Genomic DNA, 15750 nt, shown 5'->3' on the forward strand with positions numbered 1-15750 from the left:
GTCAGCGCCCCTGGTCGAAGTGGTAAGGGACGACCAACGGGTTGCCGGGGTTGTACTGGCTGCCCGCCATGCAGGGGCTGGGCATCTGGCCGATGGTACGGCCCCACTGCAGCTCGAGCTCGGTTAGATTGCACTCGAACCGGGTGCCGGTGAAAAACGACGCGTCGAGCCGACTTAGCGTCAAATCGATCACCGCGGTCAAGTTCGCGTAGTCACCGCGCAACCATTTGCTGAGCGTTTCCGTGGGGAAGGGGAAGGTTCCAAAGAAACCCAGCGAGCGGGTCAACGTCGGCCCGGCATCGGCCAGCGATTGCAGCACGGGGCCAAGGTCCTTCAGCTCTTTGATCAGGTTCTCCTTGGTCTTATTGACCGAGTCGGCGGCGAGCGCGCTGAACTTGCCCACTTCTCCGAGCGCGTCGGCGAGGTTGTCTCGCTCGTCTTTGAGGACGCTCAGCGCTTGCGGGATGGTCTTAAGGGCCTTGTCGATTACCGGCTTCTGGTCGGCGAACTGGCGGACGAGATTGTTGAGGCTGTCCGTTGCGGCGATGATGTCGCTTTTTTGGTCGTTGAGATAGCTGACGAATTTGTCGAGCTGTTCGAGCAGGCTTCGCAAATCTTGTTCGCGCCCGGAAAAGGCGGTGCTCAACGCCTTGGTGATGTCTTGGATCTGGCCCAGGCCGCCGCCGTTGAGCAGCAGTGAAACGGCGGCCAGTGTCCGCTCAGTGGACGGGTAGGCGCCAGCCGACGATAGCGGGATCAGTGATCCGCTTCTCAGCTTGCCCTGCGGCGCCACCCCGGTGGGCGGTGCCAGTTCGACGTGCACCGAACCGAGCAGGCTGGTTTGACCGAGGGTGGCCGTCGCGTTGGCCGGGAGGTTCACATCGCCGTCGATCGTCATGGTGACCAGCGCATGCCAACCCTGCAGCTCGATCTTGATCACGTTGCCGACCGTCACATCGTTGACCCGGACCCGGGAATTCTGTTGCAGGTTTTGCACGTCGGGCATCTGAGCTTGAATCGTGTATGAACCCGATCCGCCGCCTTTGGTTCCCGGGAGGGTGAACGAGTTCAGGCCCCGAAAGCCGCAGCCAGACAGCAAGGCGAGCGCCAACGTTGCCAATAGCGCCGCCGCTGCGCGACTCCTAAGCCGTGACGGCCTCATTGTCCACCTCCGGGCGGCACCATCATTCCGCGCAGTCCGGCGGCGGGGTTGGTCGGCGCGGCTTGTGCGGGCGGCGGTTGCGTCGACGCGTCGGCTGCCGGCGGCGGGGTGCCAGCCGGCGGTGTCTCATCGGCCGGCGGTGCGGGGCTAGCCGGCGCGGGCGGAGATCCCGGTGGCGGCGGGGGAACATAGTCCGGGCGCAGCCAGTCCTCGCTGTAGGTAAGTTCGTTGGGGCGCGCCGCGGCTCCCACGAAAAGGTTTTCGCCCAGCGGAGGGAAGTTCATCTGGCGGTTTTTGATAATCGGCGCCAGATACTGCACACACAGCTTCGCTGACTCCTTGGCGCCTCGACGCGAAGCGGCCTGCACTGCTCCGCAGAGGAATTGGATCGTGTTGGCAAAGTTGTTCAAGGCCAGGGCGCCGGTCAGCGTCCCTTGTGCGGGTTGGTAAATGTTGAGGAAGTTCTGGAACGCGGTCGGGCCGACATGCAGAAGTTGCTTGACGTCATCAAGGCTCTCGTTCACGGCTTGAGTCACCGACGCCAACTTGTCCGAGGTGGTCCCCAGTGCCTCGCGGTTGTCGGCCACGAAGCTGCGGACGTCGTCAACCACGTCGTTGAGGTTGCGAACAGCGTGCGCGACTTCGTCGGGGTCGTTGGCCAGCAAGCCCGTCACCGCGGCCAGGTTCTGGTTCAGGTGTTGCAGCAAGTCGCTGCTGTCGTGCAGCGCGGAGACCAGGATCGACAGGTTCTTCACGGTACTGAACAGGTCGTTGCTGTGATCGCCGAGCGCCGAAATCGCCTGTGACAGTTTGATGACGGTGTCACGGATGTCTGGGCCCTGGCCCCGCAAGTTGTCGGCTGCCGTGTTGATGAATGCGCCTAGGGTGCTGGTCCCACCCGGAGTGGTCGGCTGCAGTACCTGTGTCAGTTTCTCGAGCTGCTGGCGAAAGTCGTCGTATTCCACCGGAACCGCGGTGCGTTCCTGCGGGATCACGGCGTGATCAGCCATCACCCGGCCGCCCGTATAGGCGGGCGTCAACTGGATGGACCGGGGCGTCACCAGTGACGGTGAGAGGATCACCGCTTTGGCATCAGCAGGCACCTTGTATTTGTCGTTGTACCAAAAGGTGATCTTCACGTCATTGGGTTGTGGTTCGATCTTTTCGATTTTGCCGACCGGCACGCCGAGAACAACGACGCTGTCACCGTTGTAGAGGCCGGTGCTGTTGGCGAAATATCCGACGACAGTGGTGCGACCGATCCCGGCCGCCGACCGCAGCACGGTGATGATGCCGCCGATCAGCACCACTACCAGAGCGATGGCCACGCCGATCTTTGCGTTGCGGGAGCTCACTGTCCACCCCCTTCACCCGGCCGGGAGGGTCCCGGCGACGGACTCGACTGCCCTTCGCCTGGACCCGGAGACGCGGGCGGACCTGGCGGCGGCCCGCCCGGTGGCGGCGCGGGTAGCGGCTCGCGGTAGGGATAGCAGCCAGGTCCTGGCGAGGGCGAACCTGGTGAACCGCACGGGTGGTCGCCCGGGTTGCCGGTAATGGCGTCGGGCAGCGTCAGGCGCGGTTCCCCGCCCTGGCCGGTCCGCGGGAACGGAATCGGCAGTGGCGGTGTCCCCGGCTGGCCGGTCTGCGGGTCGGCGCGCTGGGTGGGCAACAGCACATTCGGATCCAGGCCAAGATCGGAGAAGGCCGCATCGATGAATGGCTGCACGAACTGTCCGGGGAAAAGGTTGGCCACGTAGGCCTTGAAAAACGGCCCGGAGGAGACCGATTCACCGAGGCCCATGGCGTATCTATTTAGCCCTACGATCGCTTTCTGCACGCGTTGCTTGCGGTTGTCGACGATCGCCAGCACACCGTTGAGCTTGTCGAGCGCAGGCTTCAACGTGTCGCGGTTCTCGGCGATGAACCCTTTGAGCTGCTGGGCCAGCGCGGAGAGATTATTGGAGATTTGGTCCAGCGCGTTGCTTTGGGTTCTCAACTGCACCAGGAGCGCGTTGGTGTGAGCGACGAGCTTGGCCACTTCGTCGCTACGCTCGGCCAGCACCTTGGTCGCCTTGTTGGCGTTGCTCAACAGGTTTCGCAGCGCACTGTCGCGTTCGTCTAACGTCTGCGAGAATCGCGCTACCCCCTGCACCGCGGCCTTCAGGTCAGGCGAGGTGTTGGAGAAGGTATTGGCCAGCACGGCCAGCGAATTGGAAAGCTGGTCGGTGTTGAGGCCGCTGATCGTTGCCGTAAGGTCACCCAGCGCGTCGGGTAGCTGATAGGCCGGCGTGGTCCGGTCAAGGGGTATTGGTCCGGTCAGCTGCCCCTCTCCACGAGGGGTGATCTCGAGGACTTTGCTGCCGAGCACGGTCCTGAGTTTGATCGCCGCCTCGGTACGGTCACCAAGTCGGACATTCCTGGCGACCTCGAACTTGACCAGTACGCGCGGTCCGTCCAGCTCGACGCTGGAGACCTGCCCGACGCGATAACCCGATACTTGAACGTGGTTACCGGCCATCAAGCCGCCCGCCTCGGCGAAGTACGCCGAGTAAGTCTTGTCCCTGTTGAAAAACAACAGCTTGTCGTAGTTCAAGGACAGCAACATAAGAGCAAAAACGACACCCAGGCCGATGGCGCCGACGATGAACGGATTGCGCTCGGAAAAAGTCTTCATCGCGGCGTGCACCTGCCGGTGGCCTGACCGGCCAGCTTGACATACACCGGCTGGCCGCCCTTGCCGTTGAGCTTGAGGACGATATCGCACAAGTAGAAGCTGAAGAAGTCTCCGTACATACCCTGCCTGTTGAGTATCCGCAACGCGTCGGGCCAGTTGTTGAGGTAGTTGTCGAACCACTCGTGGTCGGCCAGCACGTTCCCTGCGGTGCGATCCGCTTCGTGCACAACCTTTTTCACCGGTGGGCGGGCCTGCGCCAGCAGGTCGGCGATCGACGCGGCGGCCGCGTTGGCGTACGCCACTCCGTTGCTGATGTCCTGCTTGCGAGCTGTGAGACCTTCGACCAGTTCAGATAGTGAGTCGACGGCCTTGGCGAACTGGCCGCTTTGGCCGCCGAGCGAACCGAGCAGGCTGTTCAAATTGACGATGACTTGACCGATCAGTTGATCGCGGTCGGCCAAGGTGTTGGTCAGGGCCGCCGCCTGGGTGAGAAATGAGCCGATCGTGCCGCCCTGCCCTTGGAAGGCCGTGATCAGTTGACCGGTCAGCTTGTTCACCTGGTCGGGGTCCAGCGCACGGAATAGTGGCCGGAAGCCGCCGATCAACGCATCCAAATCCAGCGCCGGCTCGGTACGGCTCAGCGGGATCGTCGCACCCGGAGAAAGTCGCTTGACTGCGCCCGCGCCCTCTTCCAGTGCCACATATCTGCCGCCAGTGAGATCAGCGAAACGGATAGCGGCCCTCGTACCCTCGGTGAGCACTACCGAGTCGGCCGCTGTGAACTCGACGAGCACCGTGGAGTCGGGCTGAATGGTGATGTTTTTGACCTTGCCGACCTCGACACCAGCGATGCGGACGAAGTTTCCGCCCGCCAAACCCGAGACATTTGCGAACTGGGCCTTATAGGTCTTCTCAGCCTGAAAACGGAGCTGCCCGAAAACACCGATCAGCGCGAACATGCCCAGCAGAGCCACGACCACATAGACGGCCAGGCGCCACAGCGCTCCTGCCAAATTGTCTCGCATCAGTGCCTTCCTCTAACGCGTCTGCAGTCGGCGGTCACGGCGCCGGGCCATAGGGTGGCGGTGGCAGCGGTTCGCACTCCTGGGTGACGATTCCGCAGGTGGGATGGGTCCCGGCCGGCACCGGCGGCACGAACGGTTCCGACCCCGCCGGCGGTGGACCCGGTTCGCGCGGCATGCCCGGCGGAGGCGCCGGAGGCAAACCGGGATACAGCGGCGTTCCGTCCGGCGCATACTGTTGCGCCCCGTACGGTGGCGCGCCCGGATACGGGATCGGACCGGGTGCCGCACCCCCCGGATGGCGAAGGCTGGGCGGCTTCGGCACTCCCCGCGTAACCGGGAAATAGTCCGCGTATCCCGGGAAACCAATGCCGGGGTTCGGTCGCATGTCCAACCCGGTCCCCCACCCGGTGTTGGTCACCAGGTAACGCTGCGGAAAGTTTTTGGCGACGTCGGGCAAGGATCCGCAACCCGGCCGTCCCCCAGGCCCACCTTTGGCCCCGTTGATCGGCAGGTTGTCAGGAAAGCGGTACGCATCGTCGCCGAGGAGCAAAGCGACGTCGAGGATGACCGAATACCCGTTGCTGCCGCCGGCGACGCCGGAAAACGAATCGATGACGTTCTTTCCGCCTACCAGCGTGCAGGTTAATTCCGGGTTGTACTTCATCAGCAGCCGAGTGGTGGACTCAAGCAGGTTGATTCCATGCACCAGGTTGTCCTTATTCGGCCCGATCAGGTTGGTGCCACTGCTCGACAGCCCGATGACGTTGAGCAGCAACGAGTCCAGCGCCCGGGCATTGCTGCTGACGGTGACGCTGGTGGTGCTGGCCGCGTCGAGCACCGTCACGATGTCGCGTGCGGCCGCGCTGTAGGTGTCGCTGAATCCCTTGAATGCGCGCAGGTCGCTACGGACCGTTTCGCTGCGGGGATTGATAGCCTTCAGGACTTCGTTGAGGTCGGTGGTGGCCTCACCGAGGGTTTCACCTTTGCCGCGGAACCCGTCTCCCAACGCGGTGAGCACTGCGTTCAGCTTGGGTGTGTCGACCTGATTGAGCACCGCGACCAGGTTTTGAAACACCGTGTTTACTTCGGTCGTCACGTTGCGCGATCTCACCACTGCCCCGGCCGCCAGCCGTTTCGGGCTCGGGTTGTCGGGAACCTGCAGATCGACGTATTTCCCGCCGAACGCCGTGGTGGCGGTGATTTGGGCGGTGATATTGGCCGGAATGTATTTAAGCTGGTCGGGGTACAGCTCGAGCCGAAGCGTCACCGGATCGCCTGGCTGAATCGAGGTAACCCGGCCGACCTGCACGCCGCGCAACTTCACTTTTGCACCGGGTTCCATGATGAGGCCCGAGCGGTCCGAGGTGAGCGTCACCCTGGCGTATGGCCTGAGATCTCTGTTGAACATCGCCAGCGTGAGCACGATCAGGCCGGTGATCGCGACGAAGAGGATGAGGGTCCAGAGTGCCGGGGGAAGGCCAGCCTCACGTCGTATTTTTTTCATCGGTCGCTACCCAGACAGGTTGAAGTCGCCGGACACCCCGTAGGCGGCCATCGCCACAGCTAACTGCAGGAATGCCGCCACGACCAATGAGGCGCGCACCGAGCGACCGACCGCTTCACCGACGCCGGCCGGGCCGCCTGAGGCGTTGAAACCGTAATAGGTGTGCACCAGCATGACCACCGTTGCCGTCACCATGACTTGGAGCAGCGACCAAATCAGGTCGGTCGGCTTCAAATAGGTCTGGAAGTAGTGGTCATAGACCCCGGGAGCCTGGCCAAAGGCGACGACGACAAGCGTCCGGGTCGCCAGATATCCCGCCAACGAGGAAAGGCACCACAGTGGAACCGTGACCAGCACACCCGCCACTACCCGCGTGGAGGCCAGGTAGCTGATCGCGCGGATGCCCATCACCTCGAGCGCGTCGATCTCCTCGTTGATGCGCATTGCGCCCATCTGTGCGGTGGCTCCAGCGCCGATGGTCGCGGCCAGGCCGATGGCTGCGGTCAGCGGCGCGGCGAACCGGGTGTTGATGTAGGCCGAGGCGAAACCGCTCAATGCCTCCACGCCGATATCGGATAAAGATCGGTAAAGCTGGATGCCGACAAAGGAACCGGTGGACATAACCAAGGTGGTGACGACCACCACGGTGCCGCCGATGATGGCCAGCGCACCGACGCCCAGACTCATGGTGGCGATCAGGCGCAGCGTCTCGGCCTTATAGCGGGCGATCGCATCCCACGTCAGGGCCAGCGCCTTGACATAGAACGCGGTCTGGTTCCCGAGCCGGTTCCACCCGTCGATCAGACCGCGCACGGTGATTGTCAGCCGTGCTAACCGCGGCGGCGCGGGGACGGCGCTCAGCGTGGGTGGGGCGGGGGCTGCGCTCACATCGTCACCTTCGTACCGACGGCGACTAGCACGATATTGATCACGAATAACGCCATGATCGTGTACACCACAGTTTCGTTGACCGCGTTGCCGACACCTTGGGGGCCTCCACCCACGGTGACGCCCTTGTAACACGCGATGGTGCCAGCGACCAGGCCAAACAGAGCCGCCTTGAAGAAGGCGATGAACGTGTCGGCCATCTTGACCAGCAGCGTCAGGCTCGCCGCCCACGCACCCGGAGTGACGTGTTGGAAGTAGACCGAGAAGAAAAAGCTGCCAACCAGCCCGACAATGGTGTTGATCGAGTTCAGCAGTAACCCGTTGAGGCAAAGCGCCAGCACCCTGGGTACCAGCAGGCGCTGGACGGGGTTGATTCCCATCACCCGCATCGCGTCGAGTTCTTCGCGGATGGTACGAGCGCCCAAGTCAGCACACATCGCGGTCGCACCGGTACCGGCAACTACCAGCACCGTCGTTATCGGGCCGATGTAGACGACGCCCGATAGCGCAGCGCCAGCGCCGGATGCGTCGCCAGCGCCGATCTCGACCAGCAGAACGTTGATGATGAAAACGGCCAGCGCATTGAACGGAATCGACAGGCAGATGGTCGGGACGATCGATACCCGAGCCACGAACCAAGCCTGATGGACAAATTCGCGCCACGCGAAGGGCGGGCGCATCATCTGTATCAGGATGTCGAGCGACAACGCGAAGTAACTGCCAACCTCGCGTAACGGCTTGCCGGCAACACTCATCCGGCCGGTGCCCGAGGAGGCCACGGCGCGCGTCGGTGCACCGGCGGCGACCGAAATAGGCTCTGTGTCTGTCGCCACCACTAACGCACTCGTTTGTAACTAGTCCCGGCTGACATTAGATGACGAATCCTCCCCGCGCAGCGTAATGACAAGCCGCCGGCTATCTAACAGTGTGGCCCACAGCACAGCGGGACGCTACACCATGACATTAAGGCAGAGCAACATCGACAATGGCCCATTCCGGGCGAACCCGCTTACCGGCGCCTGTGCAACTACCACGGTTTGCTGTGGATTCCGACAATTTTGGCCGTAATGTCGCAATCCCCGGCGATCGGCGCGACCGCGTCTGGCTGGGTTCGCTACCCACCCAGTAGCGTTGTACCCGTCAGACCTCGTAGATGCCGCCAAAGGACGGCTAGTCGACTGCGTCGCACTGTATTGGTCGCGACCACGCAGAGCATCCGCCGCAACGCGGGCGCTCTTCCGGAGAGACGTTTGCTGTAGGACGCATAAATTTGCATATTAATTTCGAATAACACTCAACAAATGGGAACTACGCCGTTCGCAGATCTATTTATAACCATCGTTCCGGCTGATTTACTTTATTGACTGCTCAGCAATGGGATTCGTGGCGAAGTTAGCGCCACCAGGGCGTCCTTTATCGCACATCAGATACGCCCTAAGCCCCAAAGGATGGTGGTGTAAATCAGCCCAAAGAAGTGGTTATGTATGACGTGCATTGCCGCCCCAACAGCCCGCTTCTGAGCGACACTGTGTGCAGACTGGCCGGTCCCACCGGGTCGCATGCGTCGCACTGTCGAGGACCCGTCAGCGCGTGTCGACACACTGATGAAGCTCTGAGCTGCGCTTACGCCCGACCGCACGGCTACGAACTCAATACCGGCACGCACGGCCTCGACTCCTCCGGGCGCCAAATCTGGTCGTGTAGTGCATCCCACCAACTGCACACCCCGTCGCACGCGGGGGCAATTAACCGCTGCTTACGAGTAACCGGGCATTCCGTCTCGGCCTTATTGTGTCGTCGGGGACGAGGTGATCCTGTGCACAAAAGCGCCGAGCGAAGAACGTCCCGAAGGCTAAATATCTATCTATATATCGGATTGTACCGTTAGCTCTTTTTTCGGAGCATTGCTGAAGAATCTCTTCGCTGGTGAGCCACAGCGAGTCACGCGCTGCTTGACAGTTGCTACCCGGTTAGCTGGTCGGATATAGCCTGCATGCGGCGTTGCCTTCATCGCCGGGTTCCCGAGCAGGCACTTGGGGGTCGGTGAGCGTCGCCTGCCGGAAACCTTCGGTAGCGCCACCGCGAGACTGCCGCAGACCCCTCGCATCGCAAGTAAACAGCCACCGAGCCGTGGTCCGGCTGTCGCCATTGCGTCACCGGCATACCACCGAGTCCGTAGTGTGCTGGTGTGACCGCCCACCCCAGAGAACGTCGCACGAGGCTACGGGGTGCGGACTCGCCCGCAGACCACGAGGTGCGCGAACGGTTGCTGACGGCAGCCGATTCCTGCTACTCCGACAAGGGGCCTGTCCGTACCCGGATGGGTGACATCGCCCGGCGCGCGGGCGTGCACCGGTCGACGTTGTACTACTACTTCCCGAGCAAAGACGCTTTGCTGGCGGCCTCCTTCGTGCGAGTACTCACCGCTACCCTGCAAGCCGTCGAACAATGCTGGCAGACCGACGAGCCTTTTCTCGATCAGCTCCTCGCCGCATGCATGCGGGGAAACGACATCGCCCGCAGCTCACCGATAATGCGCTCACTAGTTGAGGACCACCAAGCCGTCGGTGCGGCCTATCACGCCGCAGCAGGCTCCGAGTTGTGGCGAGCCAAACTCGCTGACGCGCTGGTCCGTCGCCTCGCGGTTGCTGCCGCCGCCGGCAATATTCGCCGAGATCTCCCGGCCGACACCCTCGCCCGCTGGATCGTCCGCATCAACTTCAGCCTTATCGCTGAACCCGCCAAGGCCGAGGACGGCGGTGACGAGGGCGTGCTGCGCAACCTGCTCGTCGCCTCACTCAACCCTCGGCGATAGCCTCTCGGCGATGTCAAGTCACGGCTGTTGCGGCCAACCTGTCCGCTCTTCAATCTTGTTGTCCTCGCTAGGACGACGCGGCGATCCGTGTCGCAGCATCAGGTCGAAAGCGCCAATTTCACAACAGGACTCATGTTCACGTAGCGCCGCTCCTCGTCGACCATCAAACCTGGCTGATCACTAGCATCGCCAACCTCTGTGTCGGGCCCGCCCGCATCGGCCCCAAAGGCCAATGTGGTTGTCAAGGAATGCATCGCGATGGCCGGTGACCATGACACCAAAGTTGGATACCGTTGTTTAACCAAACCGACAGCTCGCCTTGCTGAGCGATCTGCCGCCGAGCGGTGGCGACCTTGTCGGTTCCGGTCGAAAAGTGAGCAGGTGATTCCGGTCGAAAAGTGAGCACCCTTCGATTGGAGAGTGATCACTGTGGAGGATTGGGCTGAGATCCGCCGGCTGTATCGGTCGGAGAAGTTGTCGCAGGCTGCGATCGCCCGACGGCTGGGTCTGTCACGCAACACTGTGGCCAAGGCGCTGGGTTCGGATAGTCCGCCGCGCTATGAGCGGGCGCCGGTGACGACCTCGGCGTGGGCGCAGTTCGAGCCAGCCGTGCGAGCGGTGCTCAGCGCGTATCCGAGGATGCCGGCGACGGTGATCGCCGAGCGAGTGGGTTGGACGGGTGGGCACTCGTGGTTTGGGGAAAACGTTGCCCGGATTCGCCCGGAGTACGCCCCGGCTGATCCGTGCGACCGGCTGGTGCATCTGCCCGGTGAGCAGGTGCAGTGCGATCTGTGGCTGCCCGGCCGGGTGGTGCCCGACCATGCCGGAGTGCTGCGATCGTTTCCCGTATTGGTGATGGTGGCCGCCTACTCGCGGTTTATCGCCGCGATGATGATCCCGTCGCGGGTCACCGGGGATCTGCTGGGCGGCATGTGGCAGCTGCTCTCGGGGTGCATCGGCGCGGTGCCGCGAACATTGTTGTGGGACAACGAGGCCGGGATTGGTCAACGCGGTCGGCTTGCCGACGGGGTGGCCGGGTTCTGCGGAGTCTTGGGCACCCGGCTCATCCAGGCCCGCCCCTATGATCCGGAGACCAAGGGGCTCGTCGAGCGGGTCAACGGCTATTTGAGGTCGTCGTTTCTGCCGGGTCGGCGGTTTTGCTCGCCTGCGGACTTCAACACCCAGCTCGCGCAGTGGCTGGCGCAGGTGGCCAACCCACGCCGGCACGCTACGACCACGATGATCCCCGCCCAGGCGCTGGGCACCGATCTGCAGGCGATGGCCGCGCTGCCGCCGGTGGCCCCGGCCACCGGCACCATGATCACCACGCGGCTGGGTCGCGACTACTACGTCAGCATCGGCGGCAACGCCTATTCGGTGCATCCCGAGGCGATCGGTCGGATGATCACCGTGTCCGTATCGCTGGATCGGGTGATGGCCCGCTGTGGTGAGCGGGTGGTCGCTGACCACCAACGGCTCTGGGGCACCGCGGGATTGGTTGGTGATCCTGAGCATCTGGCCGCGGCGGCGATCATGCGGGAGAACTTCCGGGACCGCCCGACGGCGGGTGCTCACATGGACGTGGAGGTCCAAGTCGCCGATCTAGGGGCCTATGACGCGCTGTTTGGGACCGGGGAGGTCGCCTGATGGCCACCAAACGCGCTCCCGTTCCCGGGGAGGCGGACAAGCTGATCGCCCACCAATCCCGGCTGCTCAAAGCCCCGCGGATCGCCGCCCACTACGGGCGGCTGGCCGAACAAGGCCGCGCTGCGGGCTGGTCACTCGAGGACTACCTGGCTGCCGTGCTAGCCGTGGAATCCAATGCCCGGGCCGAATCTGGTGCCCGGCAACGCATCCGCTATGCGGGGTTCCCGGCGATCAAAACGATCAACGACTTCGACTTCACCGCCCAACCCCACGTCGACCGCGCACAGATCGCCCGCCTAGAAGCCGGCGGCTGGCTGGCCGAAGCCCGCAACATCGTGCTGCTAGGACCACCGGGCACCGGCAAAACACACTTGGCGACCGCGTTAACGATCGCAGCCGCCCAGGCCGGGCACCGGGTCGCCTTCGCGGCGGCCACCGGCTGGGTCACCCGGCTGGCCGAAGCCCACCGCATCGGGCGCCTCGATTCCGAGCTGCGCAAAATCTCGCGCATCGGGCTGATCGTCATCGATGAAGTCGGCTACATACCCTTCGACACCGAAGCGGCCAACCTGTTCTTCCAACTGGTGTCCACCCGATACGAGAAATCCTCGATCATCTTGACCTCTAACCTGCCGTTTTCCCGGTGGGGCCAGGTCTTCGGCGAGGCCACCATCGCCTCAGCGATGATCGACCGCATCGTGCACCACGCCGACGTCATCGCCCTCAAAGGGGCCAGCTACCGCATCAAACACACCGCAATCGAGTCCCTGCCCTCCGTCGAAGCCGACCGTCAGGCAGACTCAACCCCGTAAACAAACCTGCTCAGTTTTCGACCGGAAGAAACTGCTCAAAATTCGACCGGGGCCGACAGACCTTGCTCTTAGTGCGAAGTCGGGATGATGGCGAAAGAGTGTCGGCTGCCAGGAATAAGGGACCAGCTCGGCGCCGGTTTTGCCATGAGCATGGGACCACCCGATTGCCAGTGATGGGACCATCTGGCTAGCTGTTTTGCCAGTTATGGGACCACCCCGGCGTGGCGTTGGGGGCTTCCGGTTGCTCGGCCGCTGTATTGGCCGAATGAGCTACCGGGAGGTGTCGGTGATCGAAGTCAGGGAGATGCTGCGGTTGTGGCTGCAGGGTCATGGGTTGCGCGAGGTGGCCCGGTTATCGGGCACGGACCGCAAAACGGTGCGCCGGTATGTGGACCGCGCCCGCGCGTGCGGGCTGGACCGTGACGGCGACGGGTGTCAGTTGACCGACGAGCTGTTGGCGGCGGTGATCGCCGGCGTGCGGCCGAGTCGGCCCAACGGCAAGAGCCAGGCCTGGGAGACCATCGCCGCCCAGCACGAGCAGATCAAGGCGTGGCTGAAGCAAGACTTGACTCTGACGAAGGTGCACACGCTGCTTGGGCGTCGGGGCGTGGTGGTGTCGTATCGAACGTTGCATCGCTATGCCACAACGGAATTGGGGTTCGGGATTCGGCAGGCCACGGTGCCGGTGGCCGATTGCGAGCCCGGTGCTGAACTGCAGGTCGATTTCGGTCGGCTCGGAATGCTCACTGATGCCGCGGATGGCCGCCGGCGGGTAGTGCAGGGGTTGATCTTCACTGCGGTGTATTCGCGGCACATGTTCGTCTGGCCGACCTACCGGCAGACGCTTCACGAGGTGATCGCCGGGTTTGAGGCCGCGTGGGCATTCTTCGGCGGGGTGTTCGCGGTGGCGATCCCCGACAACATGAAGGCCATCGTCGACAAGGCTGATGCGACCGATCCGAAACTTAATGACGCCTTCCGCGAATACGCTCAGGCGCGGGGCTTCGTCGTGGACCCCACCCGCATCCGCAGCCCGCGCGACAAGCCTAGGGTTGAGCGCTGTGTCCAATATGTTCGGTCGAATTTCTTTGCTGGAGAAGACTTTCGGAATCTGAGTGACTGCCGGGCACGAGCCGAGCAGTGGTGTGGGCAGGTGGCGGGGATGCGGATACACGGCACCACTCGGCTGCGCCCGGCCGAGGTATTCGCCACCGACGAGCTACCCCACCTCAAACCGGCACCCGACGAGGTGTTCGACATCCCGACCTGGAGCCGGCCCAAGGTGGCTCCCGATCGGCACGTGCAGGTCGCCAAGGCGCTCTACAGCGTTCCCGGTGAGCTGATTGGGCGCCGGCTGGATGCCCGGGTGGATGCGCGCACGGTGAAGCTGTATTGGCGCGGTGAGCTGATCAAGGTCCATCCGGTCATGGCGCCAGGACGCCGCCATACCGACCCCGCTGATCTACCGGCCGAGGTGTCGGTCTATGCGATGCGAGATATCAACACCTTGCAGCGCAAGGCATCCGCACACGGGCAGCATGTCGGCGCCTACGCGGCGGCGGTGCTGGAGCATCCGCTGCCGTGGACCAAGATGCGCCAGGTCTACCGACTCCTGGGACTGGTGCGCCGCCACGGCGCCGACGCGGTCGATGACGCCTGCCAGCGCGCGCTGGACGCCGAGGTCATCGACGTCGGGCTGATCGAGCGCATGCTTACCCGCGGTGCCGGCGCACAGCTGCCGCTGATCCCGAACCCGCCGCAGGCGTCGCGGTTCGTCCGCGCGGCCACCGACTTCGCGGTGCGCAGGCCCTCATGAGCACAACCCGCCGCCCCGATGCCACCCCCGCGGTCAAGCCGATCGAGGTGTCTGCAGACCTCAAAGCGCTGATGCGCCGCCTCAAGCTCGGCCGCCTGCTCGACACCCTGCCCGAACGGCTCGCGCTGGCACGATCGAATCGGCTGCCACACCACGACTTCCTGGAAATGCTGCTAGCCGATGAGGTCACCCGCCGCGACCGCGAGTCCGCCGCCCGCCGCGCCAAGACAGCACAATTGGATCCGCAGATGCAGCTGCAGGCCTGGGATGACACCGCCGCGGTCAGCTACGACCGCCAACTATGGGCAGAGTTGACCTCGCTGCGGTTTCTGGCCGACGCCTACAACGTGCTCATCATGGGACCGGTCGGAGTCGGAAAAACGTTCCTGGCCAACGCATTAGGCCACATCGCCGTGCGACGTCACCACAGCGTGCATACCGAACGCGCCGACAAACTGTTCAAACGCCTCCGCGGAGCACGGCTAGACGGCAGCTATGAAGACGAGATGCGCAAACTACACCGCGTCGAGCTGCTCATCATCGATGACCTCGCGTTGCACCGGCTTGAGGCCACCGAGACCAATGACTTCTACGAGCTCATCGTGGAACGCCACCGCACCGCATCAACGGTCATCACCAGCAACCGCGAACCACCGGAGATCCTCACCATGATGGCCGACCCACTCCTGGCCCAGTCGGCGATGGACCGGCTCCAATCCGCGGCCTACGAACTCGTCGTCGAGGGCGAGTCCTACCGGCAACGCCAGAAACCCCGTCCTCGAAAGCCGGTCAATTCGGACCAGCCGAATTGACCAGCAGCCAGGTCATCAGTCACCATCACCCCACGGCCAGCAACCGGAAACAACCGGTCCCATGCTCATGGCAAAACGGTGGTCCCATCACCCTGGCAAGCGACAAAAGAGTGAGGTGCGCTGGTGCAGAAGCGGTTCAGCAACCTGTCCGCAATCGTTTTGATAGCAGCGAGTGTCGGGGCATGCTCGTCATCGCCTCCCGCAGCCGCACCTCCGCCGGGAACATTGCCCGCGGGAACCGCGCAGGTGACGATCAACGATCATGCTCTTCCCGAGACCCACACGGTGAAGTGCATACCGATGGGATCGGTCACTATGGTTACTACCGGTGACAATGCGATGGGCACAAAGGCGTTTGTGTCCAACGAAAGTTCGCTGACCGCAAAGTCGGTCAACATCAGCGATCTGGGCGGCTTCACCGGCAGCTACGCCCAAGGCCTCCAGGGCGCCGCCGACGTAAGCCTGCATAGTTACACCTACACCATCCGTGGACGTGCCGAGGGCTTCGACACCGGCAACCCCAGCTTGAGGGCAACCGGCACGTTCACAATCAAGGTCGGCTGTTAGCGCGGCCCGGCTACCTTTGGCCGGAACT

The 15750-nt window shown here is 63.4% G+C and carries 13 protein-coding genes; 6 read left to right on the plus strand and 7 right to left on the minus strand.

Going from position 1 to position 15750, the window contains the following annotated elements; genetic code table 11:
- Position 1 precedes the first annotated feature (1 nt).
- The 7 genes from KXD96_RS26590 to KXD96_RS26620 are packed head-to-tail and all read right to left on the minus strand — an operon-like array spanning position 2 to position 8008.
- Entirely contained in the window at positions 2-1162 is a 1161-nt protein-coding gene (locus KXD96_RS26590; protein WP_225601300.1) for a virulence factor Mce family protein, read from the minus strand.
- The gene (locus KXD96_RS26595) at positions 1159-2517 is read right to left on the minus strand and encodes a virulence factor Mce family protein (protein ID WP_225601301.1); all 1359 of its coding nucleotides are present in this window, start codon (positions 2515-2517) and stop codon (positions 1159-1161) included. Before KXD96_RS26595 ends, KXD96_RS26590 begins: the two co-directional genes overlap by 4 nt.
- Positions 2514-3836: an MCE family protein gene (locus tag KXD96_RS26600; protein WP_225601302.1), complete on the minus strand. Its 1323-nt coding sequence runs from the start codon at positions 3834-3836 to the stop codon at positions 2514-2516. The genes KXD96_RS26595 and KXD96_RS26600 overlap by 4 nt, the downstream gene beginning before the upstream one ends.
- Positions 3833-4861 carry an MCE family protein gene (locus tag KXD96_RS26605; protein ID WP_225601303.1) on the minus strand — a complete coding sequence of 343 codons (1029 nt, stop codon included), beginning with the start codon at positions 4859-4861 and terminating at the stop codon, positions 3833-3835. The genes KXD96_RS26600 and KXD96_RS26605 overlap by 4 nt, the downstream gene beginning before the upstream one ends.
- A 34-nt stretch (positions 4862-4895) precedes the next feature.
- Positions 4896-6365: an MCE family protein gene (locus KXD96_RS26610; RefSeq protein WP_225601304.1), complete on the minus strand. Its 1470-nt coding sequence runs from the start codon at positions 6363-6365 to the stop codon at positions 4896-4898.
- Positions 6366-6371: 6 nt separating this feature from the next.
- Positions 6372-7253, minus strand: coding sequence for an ABC transporter permease (locus KXD96_RS26615; protein WP_225601305.1), 882 nt, complete (start codon positions 7251-7253; stop codon positions 6372-6374).
- The gene (locus KXD96_RS26620; RefSeq protein ID WP_225601308.1) at positions 7250-8008 is read right to left on the minus strand and encodes an ABC transporter permease; all 759 of its coding nucleotides are present in this window, start codon (positions 8006-8008) and stop codon (positions 7250-7252) included. Before KXD96_RS26620 ends, KXD96_RS26615 begins: the two co-directional genes overlap by 4 nt.
- Before the next feature lie 1433 nt (positions 8009-9441).
- On the opposite strand from KXD96_RS26620, the gene KXD96_RS26625 reads away from it, so the two are divergent.
- The 6 genes from KXD96_RS26625 to KXD96_RS26650 all read left to right on the plus strand — a co-directional run bounded on the left by KXD96_RS26625 (position 9442) and on the right by KXD96_RS26650 (position 15722).
- A complete protein-coding gene (locus KXD96_RS26625; RefSeq protein WP_260741892.1) occupies positions 9442-10068 on the plus strand; it encodes a TetR/AcrR family transcriptional regulator in 627 nt (208 codons plus the stop codon).
- Positions 10069-10497: 429 nt separating this feature from the next.
- Entirely contained in the window at positions 10498-11715 is a 1218-nt protein-coding gene (istA, locus tag KXD96_RS26630) for an IS21 family transposase (RefSeq protein WP_225601309.1), read from the plus strand.
- Complete coding sequence (gene istB / locus KXD96_RS26635) at positions 11715-12527, plus strand: IS21-like element ISMyma9 family helper ATPase IstB (protein ID WP_225601307.1); 813 nt, start codon at positions 11715-11717, stop codon at positions 12525-12527. The genes istA (KXD96_RS26630) and istB (KXD96_RS26635) overlap by 1 nt, the downstream gene beginning before the upstream one ends.
- Before the next feature lie 265 nt (positions 12528-12792).
- The gene (gene istA, locus KXD96_RS26640; RefSeq protein WP_260737107.1) at positions 12793-14343 is read left to right on the plus strand and encodes an IS21 family transposase; all 1551 of its coding nucleotides are present in this window, start codon (positions 12793-12795) and stop codon (positions 14341-14343) included.
- A complete protein-coding gene (gene istB / locus KXD96_RS26645) occupies positions 14340-15155 on the plus strand; it encodes an IS21-like element helper ATPase IstB (RefSeq protein WP_260737101.1) in 816 nt (271 codons plus the stop codon). The genes istA (KXD96_RS26640) and istB (KXD96_RS26645) overlap by 4 nt, the downstream gene beginning before the upstream one ends.
- A 246-nt stretch (positions 15156-15401) precedes the next feature.
- On the plus strand, positions 15402-15722 hold the full coding sequence (locus KXD96_RS26650) for a lipoprotein LpqH (protein WP_260741894.1): 321 nt from the start codon (positions 15402-15404) through the stop codon (positions 15720-15722).
- Positions 15723-15750 lie beyond the last annotated feature (28 nt).

Source organism: Mycobacterium sp. SMC-2, assembly GCF_025263485.1.
GTDB lineage: Bacteria > Actinomycetota > Actinomycetes > Mycobacteriales > Mycobacteriaceae > Mycobacterium.

Excerpts from the sequence above, each read along its gene's own strand:
- istA (WP_260737107.1), top strand. The coding sequence starts at position 12,793 with ATGAGCTACCGGGAGGTGTCGGTGATCGAAGTCAGGGAGATGCTGCGG.
- KXD96_RS26590 (WP_225601300.1), bottom strand. The coding sequence starts at position 1,162 with ATGAGGCCGTCACGGCTTAGGAGTCGCGCAGCGGCGGCGCTATTGGCA.
- istB (WP_225601307.1), top strand. The coding sequence starts at position 11,715 with ATGGCCACCAAACGCGCTCCCGTTCCCGGGGAGGCGGACAAGCTGATC.
- KXD96_RS26620 (WP_225601308.1), bottom strand. The coding sequence starts at position 8,008 with ATGAGTGTTGCCGGCAAGCCGTTACGCGAGGTTGGCAGTTACTTCGCG.
- KXD96_RS26600 (WP_225601302.1), bottom strand. The coding sequence starts at position 3,836 with ATGAAGACTTTTTCCGAGCGCAATCCGTTCATCGTCGGCGCCATCGGC.
- KXD96_RS26610 (WP_225601304.1), bottom strand. The coding sequence starts at position 6,365 with ATGAAAAAAATACGACGTGAGGCTGGCCTTCCCCCGGCACTCTGGACC.
- KXD96_RS26605 (WP_225601303.1), bottom strand. The coding sequence starts at position 4,861 with ATGCGAGACAATTTGGCAGGAGCGCTGTGGCGCCTGGCCGTCTATGTG.
- istB (WP_260737101.1), top strand. The coding sequence starts at position 14,340 with ATGAGCACAACCCGCCGCCCCGATGCCACCCCCGCGGTCAAGCCGATC.